This is a genomic window from Xanthomonas bromi (assembly GCF_900092025.1).
Lineage (GTDB): Bacteria > Pseudomonadota > Gammaproteobacteria > Xanthomonadales > Xanthomonadaceae > Xanthomonas > Xanthomonas bromi.
The window spans coordinates 1-17,058 of the sequence record NZ_FLTX01000010.1 but is presented as its reverse complement, the minus strand read 5'-3'; the positions used below and the strand labels follow the sequence as shown (position 1 = coordinate 17,058).

Sequence of the window (17,058 nt, the reverse complement as noted above, 5' to 3'; positions counted from 1 at the left end):
GCGTCGGGATCTGCATGGAATGCGTTCACCGATCTTGTCGGACACTCCCGTGGGATACCCGACATAACGTCTCAAGATCTACGACATCTTCAACCAGCTCGTTCGCCTGGATCGTTCGCGGCATTCGTGCTGCGCGTGCAAACGACGGCTCAGCGTGATTGGATGGTGGATGCGCATCGCCGCCGGCTGTTGCTGCCTGGGCGGGCGATGCGTTCCGAAAACACGTTTCTTGCGGATCGATGCGCGAACCGGCATGTCTGCGGTTCCAGCTGCAGCACGTCCCGCACACCGTGACCCATGCGGCGCGTAAGGCGTTCGCCCGACTGCGCCACGCCTCCGATCGGGCGCTGCAGGCACTTACATCACTGCAGCCTTGACCTTGAATACCTCCACAGCCCCGGTGAGCTGCGCCGAGTGGTCTTCCAGCGCACGCGCGGCGGTGCTCGCGGCTTCGACCAGGCGGACGTTGTGTTGGGTGGTTTCGTCCATCTGGGCGATGGTCTTATTGACCTGTTCGATGCCGCCGGCTTGTTCCTGCGAGGCGGCGGAAATGTGCCCCATGATGTCGGTGACGTGCTGGACGCTGGTGACGACCTCGCCCATGGTGGTGCCGGCCTTGTGCACGAGGGTGGAGCCGTCGGCGACGCGTTGTACGGAGTCGTCGATGAGCCGTTTGATTTCTTTTGCCGCATCCGAAGAACGGTGCGAAAGGGTGCGCACCTCCGATGCGACGACGGCGAAGCCGCGGCCTTGCTCGCCGGCGCGTGCGGCTTCGACCGCGGCGTTGAGAGCGAGGATATTGGTCTGGAAGGCGATGCCGTCGATCACCGAGATGATGTCGGCGATGCGCTTGGACGAGGCTTCGATGCCGGACATCTGTTCGATCACCTGGCCGACCACGTCGCGTCCTTCCGAGGCGACGGCGGCGGCACCGCGTGCGAGTTGATTGGCGCGGGTTGCGTGCTCGGCATTCTGCTTGACGGTGGAGGTCAGCTCTTCCATCGAGGCGGCGGTTTCTTCCAGGCTGGTGGCTTGCTGTTCGCTGCGCTGCGCCAGTTCCTGATTGCCGCTGGCGATGTCTTCGGCGGCGAAGCTAATGCTGTTGGACGTTGTCTGGATGCGCGTGACGATGTCGGTCAGGCGATGCACGGTGCTGTTGGCATCGTCGCGCATGGAGGCGAACACGCCATGGAAGTTGCCGGACATGCGCACGGTCAGGTCGCCGTCGGCGATCGCGTGCAGCAGCTCGGAGAACTTGGCCAGGTTGGTGTCGGAGGTGGCCATCATGGTGTTGAGGTTCTCCACCATCAGGCGGAAGTCGTGCTCGAACCTTTCCGGCTCGCCGCGTAGCGCGAAGTTGCCGGCGCATGCGGCCTGGGTCAGTTCCTGGATCTGCGTGTTGATCGCTTTCAGATTGCGCTTCACCTGCTGCATGGTGGCGGTAATGGCGGCTTTTTCACCGGGATACCGCTCGATGTCCTGGATGAGATCGCCAACCGCGTAACTGCCCATGACCTCGGTCATGCGCAGCTGGGTCTGCACGTGGGCATGCACCAGCGCGTTGGTGTCTTGCACCATGTCGCCGTATTCGCCGGGAAAACGCTGCGCGTCGGTGCGGTAGCTGATCTCGCCGGCGTCGTGGCGCGCGGCCATGCTGCGTTGTGCGGAGATCACTTCCTGCAGGCGCCGCTGCATCTGTTGCATGGCGCGCAACAGTTGTCCGGATTCGTCGTTGTTGGTGGGGGTGTCCTGGCTGCGCAGGTCGCCGTCGTTGATGCGCTCTGCCAGGCGCAGCGACTGGCGCAGCGGCAACACCACGCTGCGGGTGAGCAGGAAGGCGATGGCCGCGCCCAGCAGCAGGGCGACAACCGTGGAAATCACCATCAGCATCGCAAAACCGCGCGCGGTGGCGACGGCTTGCCTGGCGGTGGCGCGGTTCTTGGCTTCCTGCAGGTCGATGAAGGCATTGATGCTGGCCAGCCAGGCGATAAAGGCCGGGCGTGCTTCCTGCAGCAGGCGCTGTTCTGCATGCGGTTTGTCGGCGGCATCGCGGAATTCCCGAACCTGCGCGACCAGCGGCAGGGTGCGCTGCTCGATGGTCTTGATGTTCTGGAGGATGTCTTTTTCCTTCGCATCGCTCGAGCTGGCGATCATGTCGTCGAGCGGTTGCGCCGAGCGTGCGTAATCGGCAGCGAGCTTGTCGATCGACTGTTCGGCAGCGTGGCGGTCTGCAGGGTCGTCCATCAGCACGACGTCGCGCAGGGCGATCGCGCGGTCGTGGACGCTGCCGCGGAAGTTGATCGCGTAACGCTGCTTGACGCTGTTGACTTCGTTGATGGCGGTGAGCTGCTGGTCGATGCTGCGAACGCGTTGGATGCCCACCACGGTCAGGAGCACCATCAACACGATGATCGCGAGAAAACCAAGGGCCAGGCGCTGTCCAATGCGCAAATTCGGGAAGAAATGCATAGGGGTTCCATCGGAGTTCGACGAGTGGAAGAGCGGGGGAGTCCCGGCAGCTGCAGGGAGATGAATGCGCTCGGGATACCGCAGGAGCCAGCACAACTGCCGCCGCTTCGGAGGTGTCTCGACCTGTTCGTTAGCGACCCCTTCCATTAGAACTGAAGCCGTGGCACCTGGTGGTTCAGGTGCTGGTGGGGCTGCCAGTGCGCGCCGAGACAGCCCATGTCGCTTGCGCCTGTGGCGCTGCAGCGTTTCTCTCCAGTGCCCGTCCCTGCGCTGACGGAGCGTGCGAGAGATCCGGTGTCTTGCTCGCGGGCGTCATCCACTTTGTCGCGATGTTCTGCACGCTAGGCTAGCTGGCGAGTTTGCGTGCGCCATGCAACACGTCGATGCCGAGCCGGCCATGCGGGTTCATCAGGCGTGGGCCGATCTTCGGCATGCCCTGGAACTGCCAAAGATCGGGCGCATGGCGGTGGCGTACGCAACAAAGGCCGCGTCCAGCGTATCGCCACGGGCGATGGCGCTGGCCAGCATATCGCCGCCTGTCACCGGCAGGGTGGCGCCGATTCCGGCCAGTGGCGCAGCGCACCAGGCTGCATCGCCGCTGAGCACGGCGCAGCCGGTATGCCAACGCCGCATGCGTCCCTTGACGCAAGGCGCGTCTGTACGAGCGTGCGCTGCCATGGGGCCATCAGCCGATGTTACGTGTCCTGCAGCACGCGTGGCGCAGCTGCGCCTTCGCCACGCGCGAATGCCTGGCGGCTTGGCGGCCGCAGCGATAGCGCGCTGTTGTGCAGCTGGCAACATGGCATGGTTGTATACGCAGGCCAAGGGCCAGTGCGGCCGTGGCGCACGCTGCACGCTGTCGCACACGCGGCAGTGGACGCTGCCCGGTTCAGTCACTGCGTCCGAGGTGGCTGGACGCCAACTGCCATAGGCCAGATGATGGGCGCCCGCGTGCGCACTTGGTCTCGCCGACAAGTGCTGCACATCTGGCTAACCTGGTCTTTTCGATGGTTGAAAGCGATGTACGGATGGGGGATGGATAAGCGCACGGCTGCGGCCGTGCACGGTGCGTGCTGCAGCGGCGGCCTGCGCTCGGATGCAGTGCAGGCACGCACCCGATGAATACGCGATTTCCGCACGGCGATAGCGTCATGGCGCAGGCGGTGCGCGACCACGACTGGGCTGCAAGCCTGCTGGGACCCACCACGCACTGGCCATCGCCGCTGCGTAACGCCGTCGATCTGATGCTCGGCTCGCCCGAGAGCATGTATGTGGTGTGGGGCGATGCGCTGACCTTCTTCTACAACGATGCCTATGCGCCGATCCTGGGGCCGCGCCAGGTGCAGGCACTGGGCGCGCCGCTGCGTGAATTGTGGGCCGATGCGTGGGAAGCCGTGCGCGAGCCGATCGAGTCAGCGTTCGCAGGGCAGGCGTCGCGCTTCGAGGAATTGCCGATCGGCATGAACCGCTACGGCGTGCCGGAGCAGACCTGGTGGACGTTCTCGTTCTCGCCGATCTATCTGGACGATGGCCAGGTGGGCGGTGCGTTCTGCGTCACCAATGAGGTCACCGCACGCAAGCTGGCGCAGGCGCGGCTGGCCGACGAACACGAGCGCTTGATCCGTCTGTTCGAGCAGGCGCCGATGTTCATGGCATTTTTGAGCGGGCCGCAGCATCGGGTGGAGTTCGTCAACCCGTGCTATTCGCGTTTGATCGGCCATCGCGATGTGGTCGGACGCTCGCTGGCCGAGGCGCTACCGGATGCGGTGGAGCAGGGCCATCTACGACGTCTGGATGAGGTGTATCGGTCTGGGCGTGCGTTCTCGGCCAATGCGCTGCCGTACAACGTACAGGCCGTGCCCGGCGGGCCCAGCGAACGGCGCCTGCTGGATCTGGTCTATCAGCCGATTGCCGGCGCCGATGGCACCATCTCCGGCATCTTCGTGCAGGGCCTGGACATCACCGACCGCATCAGCCTGGAACGTGCGGTGCGCGAGGCCGAGGTACGCAACCGGCAGATCCTGGACAGCGTGATGGACTACGCCATCATCGCCACCGACATGCACGGGCGGGTGACGTCATGGAATGAAGGTGCCCGGCGCATTCTGGGGTGGAGCGAGGCCGAGATGCTCGGTCAATCGCTGCAGCGTACATTCACTCCGGAAGACGTCGAGCGAGGCCAGATCCTGATCGAAGCCGCTGCGGCACTGGAAAGCGGCAGCGGCATGGACGAGCGCTGGCACGTGCGCAAATCCGGCGAGCGGTTCTGGGCCAATGGCTCGCTGATGGTGTTGCGCGAAGAGACCGGCGAAGCCATCGGGTTCGTCAAGGTGCTGCGCGACCGCACGGCCGAGCGGCTGGCCAGCGAAGCCTTGCGCAACAGCGAGCGACGCCTGGATGCGCTGGTCCGTGCATCCTCGCAATCGATTTTTTCCGCCAGCGCAGACTGGCGCGAACTGCGCCAATTGGTGGGCGATGGCGTATTGAACGAGGCGCTCTCCGCCACGTCCCACTGGCAGGCGACGGTGCATCCGGACGACCGCGCGCGGCTGGCGGACGTGCTCGCGCAGGCCACTGCCAACAAGTCTGGCGTGGATGTGGAATACCGCCTGCTGGGCGCAGACCGGCGCGTGGGCTGGACCTTGATGCGCGCGATTCCGCTGCTGGACGAGCGCGAGCGGATCGTCGAGTGGTTCGGCACCTCTGCCGACATTACCGACAAACGCGTGGCCGAAGAGCAGCTGCGTCAGCTCACCGAAACGCTGGAAGAGCGCGTGCGCGAACGCAGCGCAGCGTTGCTGCTGGCCGAAGAAAAACTGCGTCAGAGCCAGAAGATGGAAGCGGTAGGGCAACTGACCGGCGGGCTGGCGCACGATTTCAATAATCTGCTCACTGCCATCAGCGTTGGCCTGGAACTGCTGCAGACGCGCATCGAACAGGGCAAGTACGACCGACTGGAACGCTATGTGGAGATGGCGCAATCCAGCGCGGCGCGCGCCACCGCCTTGACCCAGCGGCTGCTGGCGTTTTCGCGCCGGCAAACGCTGGCACCGACCGCTCTGGACGTGGAAGCGCTGGTGCGCGGCATGCACGAGATCATTGCGCGCACGCTGGGGCCATCGATCGCCCTGCAGCTGCGTCCGGCCGACGCAGCGTGGCAGGTGCTGGTCGATGCGCCGCAGCTGGAAAATGCGCTGCTCAATCTGTGCATCAACGCGCGCGATGCCATGCCCGATGGCGGCGAGCTCACCATCAGCCTGCACAATCGCGCGCTGGACGCGACTGCCGCGCAGCAGCTGGAGTTGCCGGCCGGCGATTACGTGTGCCTGAGCGTGCGGGACACCGGCAGCGGCATGACTGCCGAGGTGATGGCCAAGGTGTTCGAACCGTTTTTCACCACCAAGCCCATCGGCCAGGGCACCGGATTGGGCCTGTCGATGATCTATGGCTTCACCCGCCAATCCGGCGGGCATGTGCGTATCGATTCGGAAGTGGGCGTGGGCACCACCATGGCCTTGTACCTGCCACGTTTCACCGGCGTGCCGGCGCAGGACGATGTGGCGCCTGCCGACCGGCCGCTGCAGCGCAACGCCGCGTACAGTTGCACCGTGCTGCTGGTGGAAGACGAAACCGCGATCCGCGTCTTGATCTCCGAAGTGCTCACCGAAGCGGGCTACCGTGTGATCGAAACTGCAGAGGGCAGTGCGGCGGTCGAGCGTTTGCGCTCGCAGGAGCACATCGACGTGCTGGTGACCGACGTTGGCCTGACCGGCGGCCTCAACGGGCGCCAGGTGGCCGATGCAGGGCGGCAATTGCGGCCGGCGCTACCGGTGCTGTTTGTCACCGGCTATGCCGCCAGTGCTGCGGTGGGCGCGGGGCAGCTCGACGATGGCATGGAGGTGTTGACCAAGCCGTTCCAGGCGATCGAGCTGGAGCGGCGGGTGGCGCAGTTGCTGGAGCGACCCACGCAATAGGTGCTGCGGGTGCTGGCTGCGAGTCGCGATTTTCAGTGCGATCGCGTCAGGCATGAGTGTCACTCGGAAGGCGGCGCTACCGAGGCTGCCTCGGTGCGCAGTTGGATCTGCTTACAGCGACGTCTGTACGATGCCCAGCAAATCGCGCAATGAAAATGGCTTGGTCAACAGGTGCATGCCGGTATCCAGAAAATCGGCGCGTTTGGCGATTTCGCCCGCGTAGCCGGTCATGAACACGATGGGCAGCGCGGGGTAAAGGATGCGCGCTTTATCGGCAAGGTCGCGCCCGTTCATGCCGGGCAGGCAGATATCGGACAGCAGCAGGTTGAATGGACATGCGCGGGTGAGCTGCGTCAGTGCTTGCTCGGCGTCGGCGGATGCTATGACGTAGTAGCCCCCGTCACCCAGAATGTCTGCAGCCATTTCGCGGATTGCGTCGTCGTCTTCGACCAGCAGGATGCGTGTGTTGGGTAGTGCATAAGTCACTGCGGTTCTCGATCGATCGCACTAGGTGCGGTGTGCTTCTTGAAGCAAGGTAGGCGCGGTGGTGTGATGGAGGTGTTGGATGGCGTCAGACGGTGTTGTGCAGCCCGTTTGCGCATTCGTCCAACGGCGGCCGACGGTGCAAGCAGGCCTGTCGGATCGGTGTTGCGACCATGGTCACGTCGGCGATTGCCGCATGGCGTCAAGCAGAGCAAGCTGATGAATTCAGTCGTGCGCGTACTGCCTCATCACGTCCGCGTGATAAATTCAGGTCCATGAAGAATGTGAAGCCGATGACCGCGAACCGCATCACCACTGGCAGCACCGGGCTCGACACCATCTTGCGCGGTGGCCTGCCGCCCAATCGGTTGTACCTGCTCGAAGGCCAGCCTGGCTCCGGCAAGACGACAATCGCGCTGCAATTCCTGCTGGATGGAGCGGCCAAGGGCGAAAGCTGTCTGTACGTGACCTTGTCTGAAACCATCGACGAGCTCACCGAAGTGGCTGCATCGCACAACTGGTCGCTGGACGCGCTGCATATTTTCGAGCTGGCCTCTGCCGAGGCGTTTCTCGGCGACGGGCGACAGCAATCCATCCTGCACCCGTGGGAAATGGAGCTGGATGGCACCATCAAGCTCATCCAGGCCGAAGTGGACCGGGTCAAGCCGACGCGGGTGGTGTTCGATTCGCTGTCCGAGTTGCGTCTGCTGGCACAGGATTCGCTGCGCTATCGTCGCCAGGTGTTGGCGCTCAAGCAGTATTTCGCGCCGCGCAACATCACGGTGTTTCTGGTGGACGATCTCACCGGCGAGAACGGCGAGCGCGATGCGCATCTGCACAGCTTGTGCCACGGGGTGATATCGCTGGAGCGCATGACACTGGACTTCGGCGCGGCGCGGCGGCGCATGCAGGTGCAGAAGTTGCGTGGCGTCAATTTCATCGCCGGTTACCACGATCTGACCATCACCACCGGCGGCATGCGCATTTATCCGCGTCTGATCGCTTCCGATCACCATACCCCGTTCATCGGCGACCCGGTGCCGAGCGGAGTGGCGCGCATCGACGCATTGCTGCACGGCGGTCCGTTGCGCGGCACCAGCACGCTACTCACCGGGCCCGCCGGCTCGGGCAAGACCAATCTGGCGTTGCAGTTCGTGGTTGCGGCGTGCGAACGCGGCGAGCATTGCTGCATGCTGGAGTTCGACGAGCGCACCGGCACGTTGTTGAAGCGCGCCGAAGGACTGGGCATGGATCTGCGCAAATATCTGGATTCGGGCCTGTTGGAGCTTCACCAGATCGACCCGGCCGACCTCACGCCGGGAGAGTTCGCCTGGGCGGTGCGTGCTAGCGTGGAGGAGCGTGACTGCCGCATCCTGGTGATCGACAGCCTCAACGGTTATCTGGCGTCGATGCCGCAGGAAAAACAGTTGATGTTGCAGATGCACGAGTTGTTGTCGTATCTCAACCAAAGCGGCGTGACCACGTTTCTGATCAACCCGCAGCAGGGATTGGTCGGCAGCATGGCCACCAGTAGCACCCTCAATGTCTCCTACATGGCCGACACCGTCATCCTGCTGCGCTTTTTCGAGGCCAAAGGACGCATTCGCAAGGCGTTGTCGGTCATCAAGAACCGCAGCGGCGCACACGAAGATGCGATTCGCGAATTGCGCATCGGCAGCGGCGGCCTGCAGCTGAGCGAGCCGCTGGATAAATTCCACGGCGTGTTGACCGGTACGCCGCAGTTCGTTGGAGAGGAAGAACCGTTCCTGGATCGTCCCTTTGACTGTCTGTGACCCTGACGGTTCCATCGTTCACATCATCGCGCCATTCGGACGCGATGCGCAAAGCATCGCCGGCATCGTCGGCGAACGTGGGCTGACGCGTCGGGTCTACGCGACGCTGGCTGCGCTGGCAGGCGATCTGCACGACGCCTCCGGCGTGGTGGTGCTGACCGAAGAAGCGATCAGCGGCGACCTGCATGCGCTGTCGCACATCCTGCAAGGCCAGCAGGCCTGGTCGGACATTCCGTTCGTGCTGTTGCGCACGCCGCGTGGTGCGCACAACCGGCGGCAGGTGCAACTGCCGGCGGAGATGACCAATGTCATCGAGCTGGAACGGCCGCTGAGTTCGGCCTCGCTGTTGAGCGCCATCTCCACTGCGTTGCGCTCGCGGCAGAAGCAGTTCGTGATCCGCGACCAGCTGACGCAGCTGGCCGAAGGCCGCGCCGCGCTGGCACAGAGCGAAGCCGAACTGCGCCGCGTGACCGATGCCTTGCCGGTGCTGATCGCCTTCATCGACAAGAACATGGTGTACCGCTTCGCCAATCGTTCCTACGAAGACTGGATCGGCGTGTCGCCAGCGAATGTGATCGGGCGGCCGCTGACGGATGTGGTGGGGCCGGCAGTGGTCGGAGAGCGCCGCGCCTGGATCGAGGCCGCCTTGGCCGGGCAGAGCCTGACGATCGAAACCAGCTGGCCGCATGCCGACGGACGCCGCCGCGATGCGGAAATCCGCTACATTCCGCGCTTCGATGCGGACGGCCAGGTGGATGGATTCCATGTGTTCGCTACCGATGTGACCACGCGCGCGCTGGCGCTGGAATCGATCCAGCAACAGGCGAGCGTGCTGGAAGCCAAGGTGATCGAACGCACCGCCGAGTTGCAGCAACAGATGCTGGCGCGCGAATCCAGCGAAGCGGCGCTGCGCCAGGCCCAGAAGATGGAGGCGGTGGGCCAGCTCACTGGCGGCATCGCGCACGATTTCAACAATATGCTGACCGGCATTCTGTCTGCGCTGGATCTTGCTCGGCTGCGCATCGATCAAGGCCGCACCGAAGGGTTGGGGCGCTTTCTGGATGTGGCCTCGGCGTCGGCATTGCGCGCAGCCGCGCTCACCCAGCGCCTGCTGGCATTTTCGCGCCGGCAGTCGCTGGAAGCACGGCATCTGCAATTGAACGATCTGGTGGTCTCGCTGCAGGAGTTGCTGACGCGCACGCTGGGCGAATCGGTGCGCCTGGAGACGGATCTGCAAACGGATATGCCGCCAGCGTACGTCGACGAAAATCAGCTGGAAAGCGCGTTGATCAACCTGGCCATCAACGCGCGCGATGCCATGCCCGATGGTGGGCTGCTGCGCATCGCGACGCGGCACCTGCAGGTGGACGACCAGCCATTGGAGCTCGGGAGGGGCGTCACCTTGACGCCGGGGAACTACGTGGTGGTGTCGGTTGCCGATACCGGAGCCGGTATGCCGCCGGACGTGCTGGAGCGCGTGTTCGAGCCGTTCTACACCACCAAGCCGATCGGCCAGGGCACCGGTCTGGGCATGTCGATGATCTATGGTTTCATGCAGCAGTCCAACGGCCAGGTGAGGGTGGAATCGCAGCCGGGCGCGGGCACCACGGTGAGCCTGTATCTGCCCGCCGGGGTGGCCGTGCAAAGCGCGCTGCCGCCGACGCAGAGCGATGCGGTGCTGGCCGGGCAGGGTCAGCAGGTGCTGGTGGTGGAAGACGACGAACAGGTGCGGCTGCTGGTCACCGAATTGCTCGGCGAGCTGGGCTACCAGGCCGAGGTGGTGGCCGATGCGGACGCGGCGCTGCCGATTCTGGCCTCGCCACGACGGATCGACCTGCTGGTCACCGACGTGGGCCTGCCCGGCCTCAACGGACGCCAGCTGGCCGAGATCGCGCGGCAGTCGCGACGCGATCTGCCGGTGATCTTCATGACCGGCTATGCGGAAACGGCGCGCGACCGTGGCGAGTTTCTCGGCGAGGGCATGAGCATGATCGCCAAACCATTCACGCTGGGCGAATTCAGCGGAAAGCTACACGAAGTGCTGGGGCCGTCGGCCTGAGAGCGGCTAACGCAACGTCGCGATTCGCCGGCTAGGCGAGGACCACACTTGTGCATCTGGGTGTACAAGTGCCCGTGTTCTCTCGGAGCACTGGCCACGCCCGCTTCGGGGCTGCGCAATCCTATGGTCAGCTGCACGAAGGTTGTCAGGCCAGCGTGAGAAGCGGTCGTGCGGTGATGCGCGTGCCATGCAACTGCACGGCAACATGCGTATCGTCTGATTGAGCGATGCGATTGAGATGGATTGTGTGCACGAGTGCCGCACATATTGCGCGAAGCGGCGACGTGCCTGCTGCACGCGCGGTTCCATCGCACTGCGTTGCAACCATCACCCATGAGGTCCAACCATCCAGGAGTCGATTCCTCAGCGCGCACCGCGCTTGGACTGGCGCGTGCTGGCCATCGATTCCGCCACCGCGATCTTGTCTGCCACCGCTTTCTGCATCGGTGAGCCGGTCTCCAACAAGCTGTGTAGATGGCGCCATTGCGCGGTGGCAGCGGCGAAGTCCTGCTGCTGAAAATCGCTGATGCCCAACAGCCACAGGCCGCGCTGGTTGTCCGGCTCGCGTGCGATGACCTGCTGCAGTCGCGCGCGCGATGCGGCATCGATGGCGAAGTCGCTGTGCGTGGCCATATCGGCCGCCACCCAGCCGACAATGGCGGCGCTGATATCGGGAGCAATCTTCAGCGCTTGCGCATACGCCGCTCGCGCATCGGCGGGGCGGTCGTTCTGCTCGTCCGTTTTGGCTTGTTGCATCCAACGCTCCAGCGCCTGTTCCGGCGTTTCGGCAGCGGTACTTGTGGCTGCAGACGGTGCCTCTGACGCAGCTTGCGGTGGCTGCGAGGCATACACGCGCGTGGCGATCGCCTCCGGCGCGCCCACCAGCCGATACAACCCGGCCGTGGCTAGCGGCAGTCCCAGTGCCAGCAACATCGGCACGCTGTAGCGCGCGTTGCCAGTGCGGGCCGGACGGCGCAGCAGTGGCAGCAACAACAGCAGCAAGGCCAACGCCACCAGTGCTGCACTTGCGAGATAGAAACCCGTCATCACCACTCTTCCTCCGCCTGCGGCGCCACCGGCGTCCCGGCGCGTGCACGTTTGCGCACGGTGTGGATCACCACGCCCGCACCGGCAACCAACATCAGCACCGGCCCGAACCACAGCAGCCAGGTAGCGCGCTTGACCGGTGGGTCGTACAGCACGAAATCGGAATAGCGCTCGACCATGTACTGCTTGATCTGCGCATCGCTCTTGCCGGCCTGCAACTGCGCGAACACCTGATGACGCAGATCGCGTGCAAGGCTGGCGTTGGAATCGGCGAGGTTTTCGTTCTGGCACACCAGGCAACGCAACTGTGCGGTCAAACGTTGATAGCGCGCTTCGTCGCCGCGGTTCTTGAACGGCAGCGGGTCCACGGCCTGTGCCGCGAGCGAAGGTGCAAGCAGCACGCCAAGCAGCAACACCAGCAACAGGCGCACACGCCGCCCTTGCGTGCGCCAGTGCCAGCGCCAATGCCACAGCGCTGCGTGGCAAGACCCGATCACGGCGCGCCCTTGGGCAGCGCGGCGATGGCCGGCAGCAACGCATCGTCGATGACATCCGGGGTCAGCACGCCGATGTACTTGTAGCGGATCACGCCCTGCGCATCGATCAGGAACGTTTCCGGGGCGCCGTAGACGCCGAAGTCGATGGCGGTCTGGCCAGCTTCATCGGCGATCACCACCGCATACGGGTTGCCCAATCGTCCCAGCCAGGCGGTCGCATCGGCCGGTGCGTCCTTGTAGTTGTAGCCGATCAAGGGAACCCCTAGGCGGCTGGCCTGCGCCATCAGCACCGTGTGCTCGTGCACACATTCGGCGCACCAACTGCCGAACACGTTGAGGACGTATGGCTTGCCCAGCAACTGGTCGCGGCTCACGCGTTGTTCGGGATGATCCAGCTGCGGCAGCGAGAAGGCCGGCGCCGGCTTGCCGATCAACGGCGAGGGCACATCACGCGGGTTGTGCTGCATCGTCCACGCGATGCCGAAGCCGAACAGCGCCGCCAGCAACAGGAAGCCCAGCAAGGGTAGTAGACGATTCACGGGTGCGATTCCTGTGCGATGACGATAGCCGGATGCGACGCAGATGCGGCCGATCCGTCTGCAGTCGCCGGCGCCCGAAAGCGGCGTGCGCAGGCGCTGACGAAACCGCCCAACATCATCAGCAGGCCACCGGCCCAGATCCAGCGAATGAAGGGTTTGTAGTACAGCCGCAGCGTCCAGTCGTTTTCGATGTGCTGGTCGTCCAGCGGTTCGCCCAGCGCCACATACAGATCGCGGGTAATGCCGGGGTCGATCGCCGATTCGGTCTGGATCCGCTCGCTGCTGTACAGGCGTTTTTGCGGATGCAAGTGCGCGACTGCTTGGCCGTCGCGGCTCACCTGCACGCTGCCTTGTTCGGCCTTCCAGTTCGGCCCGTCCACCAGCTGTACGCCATCGAAGCGGAAACTGTAGCCGGCGATCAGCGCGCTTTCGCCAGGCGACAGCCGCACATCGCGTTCCACCGACAGGCTGTCGGACACCAGCACACCGGCCACGAACACCGCCACGCCTGCGTGCGCGATTAGCATGCCGGCCATTTCAGCCGGAAAGCGCCGCCCGCGCGGCATGTCGCGCCAGCGTTTGATCACGTACAGCGCGGTGCCCGCTGCCACCCATGCGGCGACCCCCATGCCGGCGATCGCCCTGGCCTGACCATCGGCAAACACGCTACCGACCAATGCGCAGGCAATTGCGGCGATGCCGGCACGCGTGCCCAGCGCCGTCAACGGTGCAGCGTCGGCCTTGCCCCAGCGCAGGTACGGGCCGAACGGCAGCAACAGCACGACCGGCAACATCAACAACGGAAACAGCAAGCCAAAGTAGGGCGGCCCCACCGACACCTTGCCCAGGCCGAAGGCGTCGGCGATCAGCGGGAACAAGGTGCCCAGCAAGACCATCGCCGTGGCCACGGTGAGCAGCAGATTGCCGATGAGAATGCCGGTTTCGCGCGAGGCGGCGGCGAACGGTTTGCCGCTGGCGATCTTGGGCGCGCGCAGTGCATACAACAGCAACGAGCCGCCGACCACCGCAACCAGGAAGATCAGGATGTACAGGCCGCGGCGCGGATCGGCAGCGAAGGCATGCACCGAGGTCAGCACGCCCGAGCGCACCAGGAAGGTCCCCAGCAACGAGAGCGAAAACGCCAGGATCGACAGCAGGATGGTCCACGCGCGCAGGCTGCCGCGTTTTTCGGTGACTGCCTGGGTGTGGATCAACGCGGTGCCGACCAGCCAGGGCATGAAGCTGGCGTTTTCCACCGGGTCCCAGAACCACCAGCCGCCCCAGCCCAATTCGGCATACGCCCACCAACTGCCGGCGACGATGCCCGCGGTCAGGCAGGCCCAGGCTACATTGGTCCAGGGCCGCGCCCAGCGCACCCAGGCCTGTTCCAGTTCGCCGCCGAGCAACGCCGCCACCGCGAACGCGAACGCCACCGAAAACCCGACATACCCGGTGTACAGCACCGGGGGGTGGAAGGTCATGCCCGGGTCCTGCAGCACCGGATTGAGTTCGTTGCCATCCAGCGGAATCGGCGACAGCCGCCCGAACGGATTGGAGGTCAGCAGGATGAAGGCCAGAAAGCCCACCGAGATCAGCCCCAGCACCGCCAGCACGCGAGCGGCGAAATGCTGCGGCAGATGCCGGCTGAAAGCGGCCAGCAGCACCGTCCAGGTCGCCAGGATGGCGATCCACAGCAACAACGAGCCTTCGTGCGCGCCCCACACGGCGGCGACGCGGTAATACCAGGGCAGGGCGATGTTGGCGTTGGCGGCGACGTAACTCACCGAAAAATCCAGCGACAACAACGACCAGGCGAGCAGGCCGAACGCCATCCATACGAACACGGCCTGGCCAACCGCCGCGGGCCGCGCGATCCCCATCAATGCGGTGTTGCCGCGCCACGCACCGATCAACGGCAACACGCCCTGGGCAAGCGATAACAAGAGCGCCAGGATCAATGCGATCTGGCCGAGTTCAGGCGTCATGGGCGAGTCGCAAGGTCAAACGGAAAGGAATCATCGACGTGCTTGGCGCCAAGCGGCAGCGCGTCAACGCGGCGCGGTCAGCGGTGCGACGGTGGCGGGAATCGGCTTGCCGAGGTGGCCCTCTGCCATCGCGTCCTTCAGCTCTTTCGGCATGTAGGTTTCGTCGTGCTTGGCCAGCACTTCGTTGGCGACAAAGCGCCCGTCCTGCATGCGCCCGTTGGCGATGACCGATTGGTTGTCGCGAAACAGGTCCGGAAGAATGCCGGTGTAGTCCACCTGGGTGGCGGCGTTTTTATCGATGACGGTGAAGCTGACTTTCAGTGAAGCGCTGTCGCGCTGGATCGAGCCGGCCTTGACCATGCCGCCGAGCCGGAACTGCTGATAGCCGGCGGCATCGCCCGCGCGGATCTGGCTGGGCGTGAACAGGTAGCTCATGTTTCGCTGCAGCGCGAACACGATGAGCATGACGGCCAGCGCGGCGGCGGCGAGTACGCCGATCACCAGCCAGAGGCGTTGTTTGCGTGTGGCATTCATGGCGCGTCCCGTTCCAGCGCTGGAGCGGGCTGATCGCGCGGACGCCGCGGGGTTTGCCGCTGCAACTGGCCACGCAGTTCGCGTGGCAGACGCCTGCGTCGTAACCATGGCGCTGCCAGATCGGCCAGCAGCACCAGTACGAACAACGCATACGACGTCCACACGTATTGGCCGTAGCCGCCCATCGCCCAAAAGGTGCTCATGCGGTGCGTTCCGTCAACACGATGCGGCGGACCCAGTCCTTGCCGCTTTCCAGCGCCAGCAAGTCCACGCGCACGCGGCCGCACAGGCTGGCGACGTAGTAGCACTTGGTTGCCAGCATCATGGTCAGCAGCGGCCACAGCATGTCCGCGCCCATCTTGGAGGGGCCAAGCAGACGCACGGTGGAGCCCTGATGCAGCGTGTTCCACCACACCACCGAGTAATGCACGATCGGCAGATTCACCAGGCCCACCAGTGCGAGCAAACCGGCCGCGCGCATCGCCTGACGGCGGTCTTCCACTGCGTAATACAGTCCCAGCACGCCCAGGTACAAAAACAGCAGCAGCAACTCGGAGGTGAGCCGCGCATCCCAGGTCCACCAGGTGCCCCACATCGGCTTGCCCCACAGCGCGCCTGTGCACAGGGTGATGAAGGTGAACGCCGCGCCGATCGGTGCCGACGCCATGGTGACCACTTCGGCCAGCTTGATCCGCCACACCAGCGCAACGAACGCCGAAACGCCCATCGCCGCGTAGATGAAAAGACTCATCCAGGCACTGGGCACGTGGATGAAGATGATGCGGTAGGCATCGTGCTGCTGATAGTCCGGCGGTGCCAGCACCAGCCCGCCGTACGCGGCCACCGCGCCGAGCAGCAGGGCCAGCCCCAGCGCCCACGGTCTCACGCTGCCGGCGACACGATAGAAGGTGGGCGGCGAGCTGAGTTTATGCAGCCATAAGGGAATCCACTTCGCCATGCCGATGCCGTCAGTTGGAGTGTTGGGCGTGAGGCGACAACGCCTGCACTGCGGCGCCGGCATTGACCTGCAACTGCCCGTCGGAGACCTTGCTGGTGCGTTGCATGAGCTCGCGCAACGCCTTGGCATCCATCGACGGTTGCAGCGACAGCAGCAGCGCGGCCATGCCGCTGACATGCGCGGTGGCCATCGACGAGCCGGAGGTGAAATCGTAACGGCCGTTCGGCTGCGTGGTCAGGATGTCCTTGCCGGGCGCGCTCAGCACACCCGGCATGGCCGGCGTTGCGCTGCCGCTACGCACGACCAGCACGCCGGGCACGTCGTTGGGAAACCCGTCCAGACGCCCGTTCGGCGGCATTGCCGCCACCACGATGCGTCCCTGTTGCACCAACTGCTGCAACATCTTGCTCAGCAGCGGATCGGCTGGGCCGCCCAGGCTCAGGTTGATGACGCGCGCGGAGCTGTTGTTGATCGCCGCCAGCGCCTTGGCCAGGGTGAAGGTGTTGCAGCGTGCGGTGGCACCGACCGTGGGCGCGTACCAGCAGGCCTTGTAGACGCTCAACATGGCTTTGGGTGCCATGCCGACGATGCCCTGGTGATTGTTGCTGCCGGCAGCAATGATGCCGGCCACTTCGGTGCCATGCGAATCGCTGCTGGTCATGACCGGTTTGTCATCGACCAGATCGTGCACGTCGCGAATGCGCGCTTTCAGATCGGGAT

The 17,058-nt window shown here is 64.7% G+C and carries 13 protein-coding genes and 1 pseudogene; 3 read left to right on the top strand and 11 right to left on the bottom strand.

Features of this window, described 5'->3' with window-relative positions:
- Positions 1–357: 357 nt before the first annotated feature.
- Complete coding sequence (locus XBLMG947_RS04145) at positions 358–2,469, bottom strand: methyl-accepting chemotaxis protein (RefSeq protein WP_065466521.1); 2,112 nt, start codon at positions 2,467–2,469, stop codon at positions 358–360.
- 274 nt (positions 2,470–2,743) lie between these two features.
- A pseudogene (locus XBLMG947_RS21065) lies at positions 2,744–3,148 on the bottom strand (FAD-dependent monooxygenase); the annotation flags it as partial.
- Between the two features lie 439 nt (positions 3,149–3,587).
- On the opposite strand from XBLMG947_RS21065, the gene XBLMG947_RS04135 reads away from it, so the two are divergent.
- Positions 3,588–6,443 (top strand): hybrid sensor histidine kinase/response regulator, encoded by a 2,856-nt coding sequence (locus XBLMG947_RS04135; protein ID WP_065466519.1) that lies wholly within the window; start codon positions 3,588–3,590, stop codon positions 6,441–6,443.
- Between the two features lie 111 nt (positions 6,444–6,554).
- Here XBLMG947_RS04135 and XBLMG947_RS04130 read toward each other — a convergent pair whose 3' ends face one another.
- Complete coding sequence (locus tag XBLMG947_RS04130) at positions 6,555–6,899, bottom strand: response regulator (protein WP_065466523.1); 345 nt, start codon at positions 6,897–6,899, stop codon at positions 6,555–6,557.
- Positions 6,900–7,201: 302 nt separating this feature from the next.
- Between XBLMG947_RS04130 and XBLMG947_RS04125 the strand changes: the two genes are divergently transcribed.
- Both XBLMG947_RS04125 and XBLMG947_RS04120 read left to right on the top strand, forming a co-directional pair.
- Positions 7,202–8,719, top strand: coding sequence for an ATPase domain-containing protein (locus XBLMG947_RS04125; protein WP_065466518.1), 1,518 nt, complete (start codon positions 7,202–7,204; stop codon positions 8,717–8,719).
- On the top strand, positions 8,706–10,778 hold the full coding sequence (locus tag XBLMG947_RS04120; RefSeq protein WP_065466517.1) for an ATP-binding protein: 2,073 nt from the start codon (positions 8,706–8,708) through the stop codon (positions 10,776–10,778). The genes XBLMG947_RS04125 and XBLMG947_RS04120 overlap by 14 nt, the downstream gene beginning before the upstream one ends.
- 363 nt (positions 10,779–11,141) lie before the next feature.
- On the opposite strand, the gene XBLMG947_RS04115 is transcribed toward XBLMG947_RS04120, so the two are convergent.
- The 8 genes from XBLMG947_RS04115 to XBLMG947_RS04080 all read right to left on the bottom strand — a co-directional run.
- A complete protein-coding gene (locus tag XBLMG947_RS04115; RefSeq protein ID WP_065466516.1) occupies positions 11,142–11,825 on the bottom strand; it encodes a tetratricopeptide repeat protein in 684 nt (227 codons plus the stop codon).
- Positions 11,825–12,322 carry a cytochrome c-type biogenesis protein gene (locus XBLMG947_RS04110; RefSeq protein WP_245228100.1) on the bottom strand — a complete coding sequence of 166 codons (498 nt, stop codon included), beginning with the start codon at positions 12,320–12,322 and terminating at the stop codon, positions 11,825–11,827. The genes XBLMG947_RS04115 and XBLMG947_RS04110 overlap by 1 nt, the downstream gene beginning before the upstream one ends.
- Entirely contained in the window at positions 12,319–12,861 is a 543-nt protein-coding gene (locus XBLMG947_RS04105; protein WP_065466515.1) for a DsbE family thiol:disulfide interchange protein, read from the bottom strand. Before XBLMG947_RS04105 ends, XBLMG947_RS04110 begins: the two co-directional genes overlap by 4 nt.
- Positions 12,858–14,846: a heme lyase CcmF/NrfE family subunit gene (locus XBLMG947_RS04100; RefSeq protein WP_065466514.1), complete on the bottom strand. Its 1,989-nt coding sequence runs from the start codon at positions 14,844–14,846 to the stop codon at positions 12,858–12,860. Before XBLMG947_RS04100 ends, XBLMG947_RS04105 begins: the two co-directional genes overlap by 4 nt.
- A 63-nt stretch (positions 14,847–14,909) precedes the next feature.
- The gene (gene ccmE, locus XBLMG947_RS04095; protein ID WP_065466513.1) at positions 14,910–15,380 is read right to left on the bottom strand and encodes a cytochrome c maturation protein CcmE; all 471 of its coding nucleotides are present in this window, start codon (positions 15,378–15,380) and stop codon (positions 14,910–14,912) included.
- Positions 15,377–15,583, bottom strand: a complete 207-nt coding sequence (gene ccmD, locus XBLMG947_RS04090; protein ID WP_065466512.1) for a heme exporter protein CcmD — start codon at positions 15,581–15,583, stop codon at positions 15,377–15,379. Before ccmD ends, ccmE begins: the two co-directional genes overlap by 4 nt.
- On the bottom strand, positions 15,580–16,338 hold the full coding sequence (gene ccmC / locus XBLMG947_RS04085; protein WP_065466511.1) for a heme ABC transporter permease CcmC: 759 nt from the start codon (positions 16,336–16,338) through the stop codon (positions 15,580–15,582). Before ccmC ends, ccmD begins: the two co-directional genes overlap by 4 nt.
- A 10-nt stretch (positions 16,339–16,348) precedes the next feature.
- A partial coding sequence (locus XBLMG947_RS04080) for a S8 family serine peptidase (RefSeq protein WP_139074354.1) occupies positions 16,349–17,058 on the bottom strand: 710 nt, incomplete at its 5' end.